A 15,622-nucleotide genomic window follows, 5' to 3' on the forward strand; every position below is an offset into this window, starting at 1 on the left:
TGATTCAAATGGAAGTGATTCGGGGCACCCCCGACGCGGCGGTTTTTGAGGCACACTTCCTATGGCGAGAGCATTAGCTGGCGACGCATCTGCGCGGCGCGGCGAGAAGGAGTCTGAGTGGGAGACAGACGCAGGCACAAAACGCCTGCCTCTGCGCACCCTCCTCGGCGCTCTGGCCGAAAGCCTGGCCCGCTCCGATAGCCTGATGCGACGCCTCATTCCCGGCCTCGCCATCATCTTCATCGTCATACTCGCCCTGTTCCGCACCGGCGACCTTGTCAGCGATTACACCCGGACCCAGGAAAACGCCCAGGTTACGCTGAGCCTGATGGCAACTGTCGTCGCCAGCGGCCTGATGTTGTCGGAAAACGATCTGCCTGAAACGGGCTACCGGACGACGTTGAAACGCATCCTTGCCGACAGTCTGCCCACAGGGGCGACCAGCAAGGGCCGCATTTATCTCGTTGCGGACCAATCCGGCACCATCGTTGCCTCGGCACCGCTCCAGCCATCGCTTGAAAGCCGGCCGATCAGCGACCTGCTCGGCCCGTCACAGCCACTCATGGTGTTTGGCGCCCGTGCCGGCGTGATGCCGGTTGCCACCAACCTTGGTACAGGCCGGGGCCAAGAACAGGTTCTTGCAACGGTTCATCACCTCGACGGCCGCCTCGGAATGGTGGCGGTGCTGCAGCCGGAAAACGAAATCTTCAGCCAGTGGCGGGATGACCTTTCGGCAAATGTGACGCTCTTCGTCGGAACTTCGCTGGTGCTGCTTGCGGTCATCTACGGCTTCTTCAGCCAGGCGACCCGCGCGGAAGCGGCTGACGACATGTATGCGGCAACCCGTGCCCGCATCGACACCGCCCTCACCCACGGCCGCTGCGGACTGTTCGACTGGGATCTGTCGCGCGGCAGAATGTTCTGGTCGTCTTCGCTGTACGAGCTGCTAGGACGCGAACCCAAGGACGATATTCTCAGCTTTGCCGATGTCGCAGACATCACCCATCCCGATGACATCGACCTTCTGGGCCTTGCCGAGCACCTGCTGGAAAGCGGTGAAACCCTGGTCGATGAGACCTTCCGCATGCGCCACGCCGACGGAAGCTGGATCTGGCTTCGCGCCCGTGGTGAAATCCAGTCGGAACCCGGCCGTGCCGAGCCGCACCTCATCGGTATCTGCATCGACATTACCGAGCAGCACGAGCTTGCCGAACAGAGCCGTATGGCAGATCTTCGCCTACGTGATGCGATCGAGACAATCTCGGAAGCTTTCGTTCTGTGGAATGCCCGAAACGAGCTTGTGATCTGCAATTCCAACTATCAGTCGCTGCACAGCCTGCCGAACGCCGTGATCAAGCCGGGCACGCCCTACAAGGACGTGATGGCAGCTGCCTCCAATGCCGAAGTAGCACCGCAACCGGTCACTCTTCGCCAGCGTGGCGGCGCTCCTGATGGCTCCTACGAAGCGCAACTGGAAGACGGTCGCTGGCTGCAGATTTCCGAGCGGCGCACCAAGGACGGCGGCTTCGTGTCTGTCGGGACCGACATTACTCCGCTCAAGAAACACGAAGAAAAACTGATCGACTCCGAAAAGCGGTTGAGGGCAACCGTTTCCGATCTCCAGAAGTCCCGCCAGACCCTTGAGGTTCAGGCCCGGCAGCTTGTGGAAATGGCAGAGAAGTACCAGGAAGAAAAAACCCGGGCGGAAGCCGCCAACAAGGCCAAGTCCGAATTCCTGGCCAATATTTCTCATGAACTGAGAACGCCGCTCAACGCCATCATCGGCTTCTCCGACATCATGACGCAGGAAATGTTCGGCCCCGTCGGCACCGACAGGTATTCCGACTACTGCAAGGATATCTATTCTTCCGGCACTTACCTGCTGAACGTGATCAACGACATTCTCGACATGTCCAAGATCGAAGCCGGTCGCATGAGTATCGAGACCGAAACGGTCAATGCATCGGAATCGGCCGAAGATGCCAGCCGGATCGTCACGGGAGCTGCGACCGAGAAGAACATCACCGTCACCACCGATGTCGTTGAAAACGTCTCGGTGCACGCAGACAAGCGGGCGCTCAAACAGATCCTGCTAAACCTGCTGGCCAATGCGGTGAAGTTCACGCCGGACAATGGCACCGTCACGCTCAGGGCGCGGCCACGCGGAGACAAGCTGCATTTCGAAGTGATCGACACAGGCATCGGAATTTCAGAGCGCGATATAGAACGTCTCGCCCAACCCTTCGTGCAGGTGGAAAACCAGTTCACCAAGACCCACCAGGGCTCGGGCCTCGGACTAGCCATCGCCCGCTCGCTGGTTGAACTTCATGGCGGAGCGCTGGTAATCAAGTCGGAAGTCAAGAAAGGCACCACTGTCAGCTTCACCTTGCCGCTTGCCGACAAGGAAGCCGCCTGAAGGGCTTTACCCTCCAGGCGAGCCAGGTTGTCCGTAGCCCTAAAGCACAGCAGATCAGTCGTTGCCGCTTGTTGTTGCCAGTTCGCTCAGGATGTCGAGCGAACGGCTCCACAGCAATGCGCCGCCTTCCTCCGGAAAAAACCGGCGGCTTGCATTGGGCAATCTGCCTGCGAGCGAAAGACCGAAGTCCGGTGAATGAACCGGGCTGCCATCCTTGCCGCCGTACCAGAGCGAGACCGGGCAGTCGATCATGCCAAGGTCGATACACCAGGGCCTGAGCGCTGCGACCGTATCAAGGACGTATCCTTTCGGTCCCTGCCTGAAGCCTTCCCGAAGGGCGTGCCTGTAGGCTGCGGCGAAAGGTTCGACGCCATATACCGATCGGTCTTCCGGTGAGCTCATCGACAGTACCAGGTCGTAGAAGCCATCCGGCTCGGCGAAGCCTTCAAGCATGGCAGAAAACCCTGCGGGGTCTTCCTGTGCATGCCGTGTCATATCCCTCACCTGATCCGGAAAACGATCCGCGAATTCCGGACGGTAGAGTTCATCCTGACCGGAGACGATCGCCAGGGAGCTTGCAGTCCCCGACGCTGCAGCGGCGAAAGCGAAGGGCGCTCCTTGCGAAAAGGCGACCACTGGGATGCTGACAAGTCCAAGGTTCGCAACAAGTTCGCCAACGTCACGCGCGACACTTGCCAGTGACTTGTCAGGATCGGGCGATGAAGCGCCGAGGCCCGGCCTGTCCGGTGCAATCAATCGAAGGTTTAGCTTTTCGAGATGTTCCAGGCCAAAGCCAAGTGTGCGGGCCATGCCGGCGCCTGTCAGAAACAGAACCGGAGTGCCTGTGACCGGGCCCCATTCAGACCAAGCAAACACACGGTTGCCGGCCAGCGCAATACGGTCGCTCCGGTCCGGACGACGGACCGTTTCGTCGAATGAATAAGTCATGAGGTTTCTCAGAGTATGGGAAAGGGTTCGCTCAAGAGAGCGCGAATGATTTGAAATCGGCCGCCGGCGCGGTCCTTCCCTATCCCAATGGAAACAGCTTGGCAATCCGGGTCAAGTGTTGACCGTTTCAACCTCGCCAATCAGCCGTACAAACGTCTCGCGCACCTTCACCTGAAGGTCTGCGAGCTCTGCTTCCAACCGGGTGAAGGTCGGACTGCCGGATGCCTGAACCAGGAGATCCAGCACCCCGCGGGGTGCTTCTGCCGGCACGAACTTGCCGGAAAGAGCCAGCCGCAACACCTGGGTCAGACGGTGGTAAAGCCTGAGAGCTTCCAGCAACAGCCCTGCGTCGCCCAGGGTCAGGAAGCCGGCGTCGCGGGCCAGTTCCAAATCCTGCTCCGTGCTTTGCGCCAGGATTTCCGGGTTTTCCTGAGCGTGTGCAAGCTGCAGAAACTGGGCAAGAAACTCGATATCGACCAGACCGCCGGCCACCTGTTTCAGATCCCAGACATCCTTGGTGCCTTTTTCCTTCTCGATCCGGGCACGCATGGTGCGAACATCGTCGGCCAGCTTCGTCAGATCACGCGTCTGCACCAACGTGCCACAGATGCTGTCGACGATCTTCTGCTTGAACTCAGGCGTCGTGGACGCAATCACCCGTCCACGCGTCAGAGCCATATGCTCCCAGGTCCAGGCCTCTTTCTGCTGATAGGCTATGAAGCCGTCGAGATTGGTCGCGAGCGGACCTGCATTGCCGGACGGACGAAGCCGGAAATCAACCTCGTAAAGCGAGCCTTCGGCCGTCGGTGCGCTGAGGGCCGTGACCAGTCGCTGGGTCAGACGGGTGTAATACTGGGTGATCGCAAGTGGCCGCTTGCCATCAGACTGCTTGACGTCTTCCGGAGCTTCGTAAAGAAGAATCAGGTCCAGATCGGAGGCTGCCGTCATTTCGCGCCCCCCAAGCTTGCCCATCGCCAGGACCGCGATATTGCCCCCCGGCACCGTGCCGTTGCTTTCGCCGACATGCACGATCACCTGCTTCAGGATCCGGTCGACGACAACTTCGGCCAGCCGTGCCAGTGCAAACCCTACCCGGTCGGCGGACAAGGTATCTGAAATCATCCGCAGACCGATCAGGAACTGCTGCTCCTGGGTAAATATCCGCGCCCTGTCCAGTGCTTCCTCATAAAAGCGGGCCTGAGACAGGGTTCTGTCGAGCCCGGAGCGGAACTCCTCGACGCTCGGCATGGCGCCGAAAAACGCCGGATCGAGGACTGCATCCAACACATGAACCCGCTTGGAAACCGTTTCGGCCATGCGTGGCGCAGCGCCCATGGTGGTTGCCAGCAACGTCAGGAGCTGTGGATTGGACCTCAGCAGCGAGAACAGCTGCACGCCCGCTGGAAGCTTGGCCAGAAAGTTGTCGAACGCCCGCAGGGCAGCGTCTGCGTTGTCCGTGGCCGCCAGCGCACTGAGAAGCGCAGGATGCATTTCGGTCAGCCGCTCGCGCGCCTTGGTCGAACGGGTGCACGGATAGCGGCCGAAATGCCAGGCCTTGACGATCGCGGCAGCTTCCGCAGGCTGCTTGAAACCAAGACCGGCAAGCGTCTCCAGGGTACCGGGATCGTGGTCATCGCCGGTAAAGACCAGATTGCCCAGCTCGGACGACAGTGCCGGTTCATCTTCGAACAGTTCGGCATAGTGGTGCTGAACCGTTCGCAAGTGGTCGAGCAGTGCCGTTTCAAAGGCTGCAAGCGTGTCGTAACCCATCAGCGCGGAAACCCGCTTCATGCCGTCTTCATCCTTCGGCAGAAGCTGGGTCTGCTCGTCGTTCAGCATCTGGATGCGATGCTCGACATTGCGCAGGAACCGGTAGGCGGCGGCCATTTCGTCGCGTGTCTTGCCCTTGATCCAGTCTGCATCCACCAGAGCGTCCAGCATGTCGAGTGTGCGACGTCCGCGAAGGGCCGGGTTGCGGCCACCCGCGATCAGCTGCTGGGTCTGGACGAAGAACTCCACTTCCCGGATGCCGCCACGGCCGAGCTTGACGTTATGCCCGGCAACCGCAATGGCCCCGTGGCCCTTGTGCATATGGATCTGGCGCTTGATCGACTGCACGTCTGCAATGGCTGCAAAGTCCAGGTACTTGCGCCAGATGAACGGCACGATTTCATGCAGGAAGGATTCGCCGGCGGGAATGTCGCCCGCGCAAGGCCGCGCCTTGATAAGCGCCGCCCGTTCCCAGTTCTGCCCCAGGGATTCGTAATAGACCAGCGCAGCGGGCACCGACATGGCAAGCGGGGTCGCACCGGGATCGGGGCGCAGGCGAAGATCCGTACGGAAGACGTAACCGTCCGCGGTCCGGTCCTGCATGATCTTGACCAGGCGCCGCGTCAGCCGAACGAATTCCACCGGAGCTTCCGCTGTACCCGCCATGGGCGCCTTGGCCGGGTCGTAAAGAACGATCAGATCGATATCGGACGAATAGTTCAGCTCATTTGCGCCGTGCTTGCCCATGGCAAGAACGATGAGACCGCTATCGACTTCCGGCTTCTCCAGGTCATGAGGTGCGAACTTGTTCAGACGGACCAGATCGCCGAGGCAGAACCTGATTGCCGCTGTCAGCGCGGCGTCGGCAAATCCGGCCAGGGCACCGGTAACGCGGTTCAGACCGATCGCACCGGAGATATCGGCGAGACCGAGCGTCAAGGCGAGATCGTGTTTGAAGTGGCGCAAGGTCCGCATGATACCGGCCTCGTCCTCCGCCCGCGCTTCACGGGCGGCAGACAGCAGGTTTTCAAGACGGCTTTCCGGCGCTTCCTGCAGCAAGCGAAGGAGACGCGGTGGATCGGCGAGCATCAGATCGCGCAAATAGGGCGAGTTTCCAATGACCCCGATCAGGAAACCTTCCAGGTCCGGTTTTTCGTGCAGAAGAGCGTTGAGGGCCTCGCCGGCTTCGGCATGAGCCAGAAGATCTTTCAGGAACAGAGCTGCATGATCGGGATCCGGTGCCGTTGGGACCACCGCGATCCGGTCGGCCAGAACGCCCGCGCCACCGTCCTGGTCAGTTCCCTTCTCCCGTTTGCCCGGCTGTGCCGCCTTGTTCATGCCCGCTCCTGCTGCTGTCCGGTTTCACCGGCTTGAGATCGATCCGGGCGCTCAGCCCCGGGTCCTCATTCATGAAGCGCAAGTCTCCGCCATGCAAGCGGGCAACCGCCTTGACAAGACTCAATCCAAGGCCTGTTCCAGGTTCGGAACGGCTTTCCTCCAGCCGAACGAAACGTTCCTTCACCCGGTCCTGGTCCTTTTCCGGAATACCGGGGCCATTGTCGGTGACGCTGAGGACGATGCGGCCGTCCTCCTCCCGCCCGCCAAGGCGAATAAGCAGTTCGCCCGTTTCAGGACGACCGTATTTCAGTGCATTCTCAATGAGATTCACCAATACCTGGCTGATGAGGTCGCGATTACAGTCTGCCTTCAGCCCTTCGGGCAAATCGGTTTCAAGCTTGCCGCCCTCATCTTCAACCAACGGCTCGTAAAGTTCGGCAACTTCGGCAACCAGCTTGTTGAGATCGGTCGGCTCCATGACGGAGGCCGGTGCCATGGATTCAACACGCGCAATACGCAGCAGCGCGTTGAATATCCTCAGGAGCTGGTCGGATTCCTCCAGTGTCGCTTCCAGGGCGCCGCGGTAGCCCTCCTCCCCCTTGGCTTCACGCAAGGCATTTTCGATCCGGGTCTGCAGGCGCGTCAGAGGTGTCTTCAGGTCATGGGCGATGTTGTCTGTCACATCCTTCATCGACTGCATCAGCAGTTCGATCCGGTCGAGCATCGTGTTGAGATTGATCGCCAGGCGATCGAATTCGTCGTCATTGCCCGCAACGGGCAGACGGCCGGAGAGCTCGCCCTGCATGATCGTGCGACTGGTGGCGGAAATCTCGTCGATGCGCTTCATCACCCTGCGGCTGACAAACAGCCAGGTGATCGCGGCCATGACCACCACGACGACCAGCCACAGGCGCAAGGCGTTGGCCAGAAGGTTGGAGAACCGGAGCTGGTCGCCCAGGTCACGCCCAACCAGCAGACGGAAGCCGCCGCGAAGCTCAAACGTGCGCACCATGGCCTGCCGCTCTACGTCCTCTGCATCCTGGCCAAGGCGCGTGTAACGAACCCGGCGCAATCCACCATCGGCCTCTTCGAGAACGGTGGTCGGCAGGCGGGCAATATTCCCGACAAGCGCATTGCCGGCAAAATCGACGAGGAGATAAAGGCTGGCATCCGGGTGGCGGGAGCGCCTGTCGATGGTTTCGACAAGATCGCGAACACCGCCGCGCACATAGACGTCGGCAAGGGTTTTCAGTTCTGAATCGACGGATTGAACCACCTGCTCGGACATCAGGTTGTCCGTGTTGTCCGCAATATAGAACAGCAGCACACCGGACATCACCGTGAAGACGGCAATGTAGAGCAGCGACAGCTTGAAGGCTGTGGTTCTGGTAAACCTAGTGAGCCGCGTCACGGATCGTATATCCGGCACCCCGGATGGTGTGCAGAAGTGGTGTTTCGAAACCCTTGTCGATCTTGCCGCGCAGACGGGAGATATGAACGTCGATCACGTTGGTCTGCGGATCGAAGTGATATTCCCAGACGTTTTCGAGCAACATCGTACGGGTCACCACCTGACCGGCGTTCTGCATGAGATATTCCAGAAGGCGGAATTCACGCGGCTGCAGCGGGATTTCCGTTTCGCCGCGGCGGCACGAATGCGCCATCCGGTCCAGCGTCAGGTCGCCGACGGTATAGGTGGTCTCAATCTGGCTGGCCGACTTGGGGCGTCGTGCCAGTGCCTCTATGCGGGCTTGAAGTTCGGTAAAGGCGTAAGGCTTGGGCAGATAGTCATCGCCACCGGCCTTCAGGCCCTTGACGCGGTCATCGACCTGACCGAGCGCCGAGAGGATCAGCACCGGCGTGTGATTGCCTTCCCGGCGCAGGTCCTGAATGACCGAAAGGCCGTCCATCTTCGGCAGCATGCGGTCAACAATGAGGATGTCGTAGTCCCTGTCGAGGGCCATATCCAGCCCGGTCCGCCCATCGGCAGCCTGGTCGGCGGTGTGGCCCAGTTCACTCAAACCCTTGACGAGGTAGCTTGCAGCTTCCGGGTCGTCTTCAATGACAAGAATCCTCAACATCTCATCCTTTTAGCTTGAGTTGGCCCTAAAGAAAATGGCTGACGGCGGCGATGGATGTGAGAGTCGCCGCCGCCAGTCAGTCAGGGTTTAGCAGATAAACCCTTGGCAATGACCGGCCCGTCGGGGTTTGGGGGCAGAGGGCAGGCCGGTCTTGCCTCACAGGTCCGGTTCGGGGCAGAACCGGCCCCTGATCAGGCGAGGTTCATGGGCAGGGCCACGAACCGTGTCGTGTTGTTGCTTTCAACCCGGAAGAGAACCGCCTTGCGGCCATCCTTTTCCGCCTTGTCCAGCGCCTTCAGCACGTCGGACGGGCTGTTGACCTTCATGCCGGCCACTTCCAAGATCACGTCACCGGTGTTGAGGCGCTTTTCGGCTGCCGGGCTTTCCGGGTCGATTTCGGCAATAACCACGCCGTCACCTTCCAGGCCAGCTTCGGCTTTCGTCGTCAGGACCAGGCCGAGATCATCCAGGCTGGTCTTGCTTTCACCGGCTTCCGGCTGAACGGCTGCAACCTGTTCCTGATCCTGCAGGCGGCCCAGTGTCACGGTGACGTCCTCTTTCTGGCCGTCGCGCCAGACCGTGATGTCCACCTGGCTGTCGGGCTCGTAAGCCGCAATGATCTTGGACAGCTCGCGCGGGCCCTTCACTTCAGTGCCGTCAACGGCAAGGATGGTGTCGCCCGAGCGCAGGCCAGCCTTCTGTGCCGGGCTGTTTTCCTGCGCTTCCGCGACGATGGCGCCGCGGGCCTCTTCGAGGCCAAGGCTCTCCGCGATGTCATCCGTGACGTTCTGAATCTGAACGCCCAACCAGCCGCGAACGACGGTGCCGTCGTCCTTCAGCTCCATGATGACATCCTGCGCGGTCGAAGCCGGAATTGCGAAGGCGATACCGACGTTGCCACCGGACGGCGAGAAGATCGCCGCATTCACACCGATGACTTCGCCATGCATGTTGAAGGCCGGACCACCGGAGTTGCCACGGTTGACCGGAGCATCGATCTGGATGAAGTCGTCATAAGGACCGGCGCCGATGTCACGGCCACGTGCCGAGACGATACCCGCCGTGACGGAGCCGCCGAGACCGAACGGGTTACCGATAGCGACAGTCCATTCGCCGACCTGCGGTGCCTCCTTGGCGAAATCGACATAGGTGAACGTGTCGTCGCTTTCGACTTTCAGAAGGGCCAGATCCGTCCGTTTGTCGGCGCCGATCAGCTTGGCATCATATTCCTTGCCGTCACGGTCGATCACGGTGAACTCGGTCCCGTTTTCGATCACGTGATGGTTGGTGACGAGGTAACCGTCATCAGAGATGAAGAAGCCGGAGCCCTGGGAAATGCCATACTGGCGCGGGGCACGGCGCTGATTTTGTTGCTGGTCACCGCCACCCTTGCCGCCGAACTCGCGGAAGAAGCGCTGGAACGGATGGCCGTCAGGCAGGCCCTTGAAGAAGTCTTCGAAATTGTCGTTGCCACCACCGAAGTTCATCATGCGCGGCTCTGCGGCCTGCTTGACCTGAACGCTGACAACGGCCGGGCTGACGGCAGTGACGACGTGGGAGAAGTCCAGCGGAGCCGCAGTATCGACACGGACAGCATCAGCCAGAGCCAACTGGCTCGGAACAATGGTCTGTGCCGTCAGAAGTCCGGCTGCGCCGAGCGCGACGACGCCTGCCAGCAGTTTGGCGCGACGGGAGCGCAGGGGAGAAACTGAGCGACTGTTTTGCATGTTGTCTTCCTCTTTCGAGATAAGGTTTGAAAACCATTTCCTGGACTGCTTGCGGGGAAAGCGCTCCAGGTTCGAAAGTGAAAGTAGGTGAACCAGTCTTACAGGCGCCTGTCGGCGGCATTACGGTTTTGTAAGGTTGGAAGAAATGACAGAGAACGTGAGGAAAACCGCCACGACCGGGGCACAAGTGGCTACGGTTTTTTCCGTCCCGAACATGCACAGAACTGAAAACCGAGTGCAGGAAGCAGGAAACAGCCGGCCAGCGACCCAGGCAGAGTGTTCTCTGCTTCGCGTTACGAGGGGTTCGATTCGCCTGTCAGGGGAAGATGACCGGCGTATCGCCCGCCTGCCATCGGTTCCATTTCGGCATCACGGATTGAAACCGGGGCGACACTTCGAAGGCTTCCAGCCAGGCTTTCAGCGACGTCCACTCCTGGCTGTCGAACCAGCTGCGATCCGAGTTGGCGAACTGACGAACGAACGGCAGGATCGCAAAGTCGGCCAGCGAGGCCTTGCCGCCGAAAAGCCAGGGCGTAGCGGCGAGACGGCTGTCCAGATGCCAAAGGAACTCCGCAGCACCGGCTTGCTCTGTTTCCCTGTCAGTGTCCGGATATCTCGTATCGTACTTGTAGCGATCCAGATGGCTTTTGAACGGGCCATCGCAAACGCCGATCAATTCCAGCATGGCATCGAGATCGCCTTTTTCCGGCTCCAGCCAGTTTTCCGGGTCGGACCGGTCAAGCGCCCAGAGCATGATGTCGAGGCTTTCATCGATCACCGTTTCACCGGTTTTCAGGCAGGGTACCGTTGCCGAGGGAGAAGTTTCCAGAAATTCGGGTGCCTTGTCCCTCAAGACGATTTCCCGCAATTCGACCTGCTCGCCACTTGCGGCGATCGAGAGCCTTGCCCTGATGGCATAGGGGCAGCGGCGGAAAGAATAGAGGATCGGCATCAAGGTTGCGTTCATGCGCGTGGAATGACCCATCGGTGCCGGCAGGTCAACAGTGCCGAAATCACCTTATTGCAACAAAGCACTTGGTGGTTTTCACAGGTTATAAAGGAAATTTGGCGAAACTTATGCCGATAGGGTACGGACATGAGCGACTCGCTTCTTAAGCTTGCCAGGGACAGTTCTTCAGAGAAAAAACACGAGCTTGCCGAGCACGTGACAGGCCTGCTTGTTGCCCGCGCAGACGACCCCGGCTCCGAAGAGACGCATCTTCTGAACAACATGCTCGAGGGCGTCTACGATTCCCTTGCTCACGACGCCAAGCGCAAGATGTCCGAACGTCTTGCAGATGTGCCGTCAATGTCCTCCAAGCTTGCCGCGGCAATGGCCAGCGACGACCTGCCTGTGGCCCAGGCAGTGCTGGAACGCTCCAAGTCGCTTCGCGAGGAAGATCTGCGCAAGATCGCGGAAACCAAGGACCAGGGTTACCTTCTGGCTCTCGCCAAGCGCGACCACGTCAGCAACGATATCAGCAATATCCTGATCAAGCGCGGCAGCAGGGATGTCAAACACACGCTGGCCGCCAACCTCGGCGCCGAGATCACCATGCCGGTGTTCGAAAGCCTGGTGAAGGACATGCCCAAGCAGCTTGGTGATCGCATCCGGCACTTGCGCAAGTCGAACGAGGAGCTGCTGGAAGATCTGTTCCGTGACGACGGTGAAGTCGCTGCCGGTGCGGAACTGGTGAAAAAGCAATCCAAGATCAGCCCGAAGGCGTGGCTAATGGGCATCCGGCTCGGCAAGACGACCCTGAACAAGGCAGTCTACCAGCTGGCCCAGGAACACAATCTTCTCGATGCAGTCGCCTTGCTCTCATTCTTCTCCGGCCTCGACATGAAATATGTCCACAATCTCATGGTCCGGTTCGATTCCACCGGCATCGCCACCGTCTGCCGGGCGACCGGCATCGGTGCAATGGAGTTCCAGGCTGTGTGCAAGGAACGATGCAAGCATCTGAAGTTTCCCGAAAGCACCGGCAGCAAGTGGCTGACAAACTACCACATGCTCGATGACACCGATGCCCGCCGGCTTCTTGCGCTCATGAAAATCAGGCTGAAAGCAGCCAAACACGAGAAGGCTGCCTGATCGCCACCGGCCCAAGTGCGAAAATCCGTTTCGCGACAGGGCGAAAATTGAGTTTCAAAATCCAAGTCAATTCCGGATTTTTCGCCTAGAACTTGTGCAATTGCATATTTTTCAGGCGACTTCATGCACATCGATCCCAAACCGACCTTCAGAACCGCGTTCGCCCCGGCGTTGCCTTGGCCGCAACCAACCGAAGCGTTTCTGGCCATGGCGGGCGGCGCTGTCGGTATCGGCGCATGCGCCCTGATGGTGTGGTTGATGCACGCATTTGGCGGCCTGCCGCTGTTTCTGATGGCGCCTCTTGGCGCCTCTGCCGTACTGGTGTTTGCCGTACCAAACAGCCCGCTTGCACAGCCTTGGTCCGCTATTCTGGGAAACACCTTGTCGGCGGTGTGCGGCGTGGTGGCGCTTGCCTTGCTGCCGTTGGAAACCGCGCCGGTTCTGGCTGTCGCACTTGCGTTTGCCGCGATGATGCTCGGCCGGGCTCTGCATCCGCCTGGCGGAGCTGTCGCCTTGCTGATTGGCTTGTCGCCTGAGCTTCTGACGGAGACAGGCGCGCTGATGATCGTCTTCAATACAGCCGTGATGACCAGTGTACTGGTGGCGTCCGGGCTGGTGTTTCATCGTTTCTCCGGTCGGAAATATCCGTTCCGGACAAGCCTTTCGCAAAGCGGGCCACCACCAATGCGGCGGCTTGGCCTGACCGAGGAAAATCTGTCGGATCTGCTGTCGAAATTTCACCAGTCGACCAACCTCGGTGCTGTCGATCTTGCCCGGCTTGTGGCCGCTGTCGAGGCAGAGTTGATACAGCCTCCCTTCGAAGGGGTAGCCTGTGCAGATGCGATCGCCCTGGAACACCTTCATGTAGCTCCAGACGCGTCTCTTCAGGAAATCCTCAGCAAACTGCAGCAGTCCGAAACGTCCAAAGTCGCAGTCGTGAATGCTGACGGCCATCTTGCCGGTCTTATCAACCAGCGCGACCTGCTACGCGTCCTGAGCAAAGGCTCCGGTGACGGATCGAACTTCGCCCCTCCCCTCGCTCGAGACCTCCTGCATGCTCCGGTGACGTCTTTCGACGGCACCCTGCCGCTTGTTGATGCCCTGCATGTGATGGTTCGCGATAATCTGGATCATGTTCCGGTATGCCAGGAGGGAGTGTTCGAAGGTTTTCTGACCCGTTCACTCCTGCTTGAGGCCCTGGTCTGGCCCGCAACGGACAGAAAGGCCGCCTGACGCGGTAAAAGCACAGGGACGCGAAGGGAATTTTCCTGAATGAGCCAAGATGACGACCTGCCGGGAGACCCTGTCTGCTACGCCGACATGCTGGTGGGCGGATTTGTCGTTGATCAGGAAACCTTTCGCGATGTCAGCCGGTTCCGCAAATCTGAGCGCAGCCGCCTCTATGAAAAGCGGAAGGGACTGACCAGCACGGAGCGGGCGGCAAAGACCGCTGCGCTGATCGATCAGCTTCGCCCCGTCCTTGAAGCAGTCGACTATCAGAGGATCTCGCTCTATTGGCCAATCCGTGGAGAACCGGACCTTCGCCCCCTGATGCAGGAGCTTTGCAACTCGGGCAGGACGGTTCATCTACCCGTCGTTCTCGAAAAGCAGACCCCGCTGGTCTTTCGCCCGTGGCAGCCAGGCTGCAAGATGGTGCGAGGCCTCTGGAACATTCCCGTTCCCGAAGAAGGCCCATCGCAGGTGCCCGAGGTCGTGATCGCCCCCCTGGTTGGTGTCGACGCCCACTTTTACCGCCTCGGCAATGGTGGCGGCTACTACGACCGCACGCTGGCATCGCTGCCGGCCAAACCGCTGACCATCGGGATCGGGTTCGCGTTCTGCAGTCTCAACTCCATCTTTCCAATGCCCTGGGATGTGCCAATGGACAAGGTCGTTCTGGACACCGGGCCTTTGGAAGTTGAACCGGGAAAATGACACTTTCTTCAACCAGTAGTTACTTAGTGCAAATCCGTGCAGGGTCTCCCAGAGACTTTATCAAATAAAGTAAACACGTTTGAGGCACGCATAAGCGCGCAAAATGTCACCCTTATCCTGTAATTAATACGGATGGCGCGATAGATTTATCCTTTTTTTATCCTGCGCTTTAGACAGTTGTAAACTGTCTCTGCGGTAGTCCTGTTGCAAGAAAAACGGACAGCTAAAAGATGCTCAACGACCTTCTCAATCTCGCTCAGGAAAGCACCCCGGAAAAACGCCACCAACTGGTGGAACACGTTACCGAGCTTTTTGTGCGTGGCGCGAATAGCTACCAGACAGAAGAAATCGCCCTGTTCAACACGGTGCTGGAAAGCATGCTTCCCACCATGGAGCCTGAACAGAAGAAAGCGATATCCGAACAGCTGGCGCCGATAGACGACACGTCCAACAAGGTCGCCTATGAGCTTGCCCGAGAAGAGATCGACATCGCCAGGCCGATGCTGACGTCCTCCAATGCGCTCAAGACCGAGGATATCCTGCGGCTGGCCAAGACCATGGGTCAGGGGCACCTGCTGGCGATCTCGAAACGCCAGCATCTTGAGGCCAATGTCACCGATGTCCTGCTGGAACGCGGCGAGAACCCGGTCAAGCAATCTGTTGCCGCCAACTCCGGCGCGGAGTTTTCAGAATGGGGCTCTCGCCTGCTGATCAAGCTTGCGGAAAAAGACGAGAAAATCCGCGACGCCATGATGGAGCGCGCGGACATTACCGAGTCGGACTACGACAAACTGATCAACCAGATGCCTGAGGCTCAGCAGGCGAAGATCCGCCAGCTGCGCAAGGAAAACGAAACCCTGATCCAGGATCTCTTCCACAAGGCCAGCAAGGTTGTTGCCAGCTCGAAGCTGGAACGCAAGGCGACCCGCATCAATGCGAAGGTGACCTTGAAGGAAATTCGGGCCGGGCAACGTTCGCTCAGCAAGGCGATCACGCAGCTGTCGCTGTCCAACAACCTGTTCGACATCTGCTTCCTGCTGGCGGAAATGGCCGGGCTGGAGCAGAAATACGTCACCAATGTCATGGTGCGTTACGATTCCACCGGTGTGGCGGTTCTTTGCCGTGCCATGGGAGTGGAAAACGCGGACTACAATGCGCTGTGCAAGGCCCGGGCGATGCACAACAAGCAGCCGCAGTCGACCGCGGAAAACTGGGCGAACGACTACCAGTCGCTGTCAGACCGCGACGCGCGCCGTCTGCTGTCCTTCATGAAGATCCGTCTGCAGACCCTGGAAGGCCAGGCGGCCTGAGG

Annotated in this window: 11 protein-coding genes; 5 read left to right on the forward strand and 6 right to left on the reverse strand. The window is 59.5% G+C overall.

Annotated elements, in window-relative coordinates; all coding sequences use genetic code 11:
- Nucleotides 1-61: 61 nt before the first annotated feature.
- Complete coding sequence (locus FIU93_RS25545; protein ID WP_152507138.1) at nt 62-2,416, forward strand: PAS domain-containing sensor histidine kinase; 2,355 nt, start codon at nt 62-64, stop codon at nt 2,414-2,416.
- A 54-nt stretch (nt 2,417-2,470) separates the two neighbouring features.
- On the opposite strand, the gene FIU93_RS25550 is transcribed toward FIU93_RS25545, so the two are convergent.
- The 6 genes from FIU93_RS25550 to FIU93_RS25575 all read right to left on the reverse strand — a co-directional run bounded on the left by FIU93_RS25550 (nt 2,471) and on the right by FIU93_RS25575 (nt 11,247).
- Nucleotides 2,471-3,364 carry an alpha/beta hydrolase gene (locus tag FIU93_RS25550; RefSeq protein WP_152507139.1) on the reverse strand — a complete coding sequence of 298 codons (894 nt, stop codon included), beginning with the start codon at nt 3,362-3,364 and terminating at the stop codon, nt 2,471-2,473.
- Between the two features lie 111 nt (nt 3,365-3,475).
- Nucleotides 3,476-6,472, reverse strand: a complete 2,997-nt coding sequence (locus tag FIU93_RS25555; RefSeq protein WP_152507140.1) for a bifunctional [glutamine synthetase] adenylyltransferase/[glutamine synthetase]-adenylyl-L-tyrosine phosphorylase — start codon at nt 6,470-6,472, stop codon at nt 3,476-3,478.
- Nucleotides 6,429-7,883 (reverse strand): HAMP domain-containing sensor histidine kinase, encoded by a 1,455-nt coding sequence (locus FIU93_RS25560; protein WP_152507141.1) that lies wholly within the window; start codon nt 7,881-7,883, stop codon nt 6,429-6,431. The genes FIU93_RS25555 and FIU93_RS25560 overlap by 44 nt, the downstream gene beginning before the upstream one ends.
- Nucleotides 7,867-8,553, reverse strand: a complete 687-nt coding sequence (locus tag FIU93_RS25565; RefSeq protein ID WP_022997819.1) for a response regulator transcription factor — start codon at nt 8,551-8,553, stop codon at nt 7,867-7,869. The genes FIU93_RS25560 and FIU93_RS25565 overlap by 17 nt, the downstream gene beginning before the upstream one ends.
- A 191-nt stretch (nt 8,554-8,744) precedes the next feature.
- Nucleotides 8,745-10,280, reverse strand: a complete 1,536-nt coding sequence (locus tag FIU93_RS25570; RefSeq protein WP_173017409.1) for a Do family serine endopeptidase — start codon at nt 10,278-10,280, stop codon at nt 8,745-8,747.
- 316 nt (nt 10,281-10,596) lie between these two features.
- Nucleotides 10,597-11,247 carry a glutathione S-transferase gene (locus tag FIU93_RS25575; protein WP_286202385.1) on the reverse strand — a complete coding sequence of 217 codons (651 nt, stop codon included), beginning with the start codon at nt 11,245-11,247 and terminating at the stop codon, nt 10,597-10,599.
- 129 nt (nt 11,248-11,376) lie between these two features.
- On the opposite strand from FIU93_RS25575, the gene FIU93_RS25580 reads away from it, so the two are divergent.
- The 4 genes from FIU93_RS25580 to FIU93_RS25595 all read left to right on the forward strand — a co-directional run bounded on the left by FIU93_RS25580 (nt 11,377) and on the right by FIU93_RS25595 (nt 15,620).
- Nucleotides 11,377-12,375, forward strand: coding sequence for a DUF2336 domain-containing protein (locus tag FIU93_RS25580; protein WP_022997823.1), 999 nt, complete (start codon nt 11,377-11,379; stop codon nt 12,373-12,375).
- A 123-nt stretch (nt 12,376-12,498) separates the two neighbouring features.
- Nucleotides 12,499-13,608: an HPP family protein gene (locus FIU93_RS25585; protein WP_152507142.1), complete on the forward strand. Its 1,110-nt coding sequence runs from the start codon at nt 12,499-12,501 to the stop codon at nt 13,606-13,608.
- Nucleotides 13,609-13,647: 39 nt separating this feature from the next.
- Entirely contained in the window at nt 13,648-14,310 is a 663-nt protein-coding gene (locus FIU93_RS25590) for a 5-formyltetrahydrofolate cyclo-ligase (protein ID WP_152507143.1), read from the forward strand.
- A 230-nt stretch (nt 14,311-14,540) separates the two neighbouring features.
- Entirely contained in the window at nt 14,541-15,620 is a 1,080-nt protein-coding gene (locus FIU93_RS25595) for a DUF2336 domain-containing protein (protein WP_022997826.1), read from the forward strand.
- Nucleotides 15,621-15,622: the final 2 nt, after the last annotated feature.

Origin of the sequence: Labrenzia sp. THAF35 (assembly GCF_009363595.1) — a bacterium.
Lineage (GTDB): Bacteria > Pseudomonadota > Alphaproteobacteria > Rhizobiales > Stappiaceae > Roseibium > Roseibium algicola.

Excerpts from the sequence above, each read along its gene's own strand:
- FIU93_RS25545 (WP_152507138.1), top strand. The coding sequence starts at position 62 with ATGGCGAGAGCATTAGCTGGCGACGCATCTGCGCGGCGCGGCGAGAAG.
- FIU93_RS25550 (WP_152507139.1), bottom strand. The coding sequence starts at position 3,364 with ATGACTTATTCATTCGACGAAACGGTCCGTCGTCCGGACCGGAGCGAC.
- FIU93_RS25555 (WP_152507140.1), bottom strand. The coding sequence starts at position 6,472 with ATGAACAAGGCGGCACAGCCGGGCAAACGGGAGAAGGGAACTGACCAG.
- FIU93_RS25565 (WP_022997819.1), bottom strand. The coding sequence starts at position 8,553 with ATGTTGAGGATTCTTGTCATTGAAGACGACCCGGAAGCTGCAAGCTAC.
- FIU93_RS25570 (WP_173017409.1), bottom strand. The coding sequence starts at position 10,280 with ATGCAAAACAGTCGCTCAGTTTCTCCCCTGCGCTCCCGTCGCGCCAAA.
- FIU93_RS25575 (WP_286202385.1), bottom strand. The coding sequence starts at position 11,247 with ATGAACGCAACCTTGATGCCGATCCTCTATTCTTTCCGCCGCTGCCCC.
- FIU93_RS25580 (WP_022997823.1), top strand. The coding sequence starts at position 11,377 with ATGAGCGACTCGCTTCTTAAGCTTGCCAGGGACAGTTCTTCAGAGAAA.
- FIU93_RS25585 (WP_152507142.1), top strand. The coding sequence starts at position 12,499 with ATGCACATCGATCCCAAACCGACCTTCAGAACCGCGTTCGCCCCGGCG.
- FIU93_RS25590 (WP_152507143.1), top strand. The coding sequence starts at position 13,648 with ATGAGCCAAGATGACGACCTGCCGGGAGACCCTGTCTGCTACGCCGAC.
- FIU93_RS25595 (WP_022997826.1), top strand. The coding sequence starts at position 14,541 with ATGCTCAACGACCTTCTCAATCTCGCTCAGGAAAGCACCCCGGAAAAA.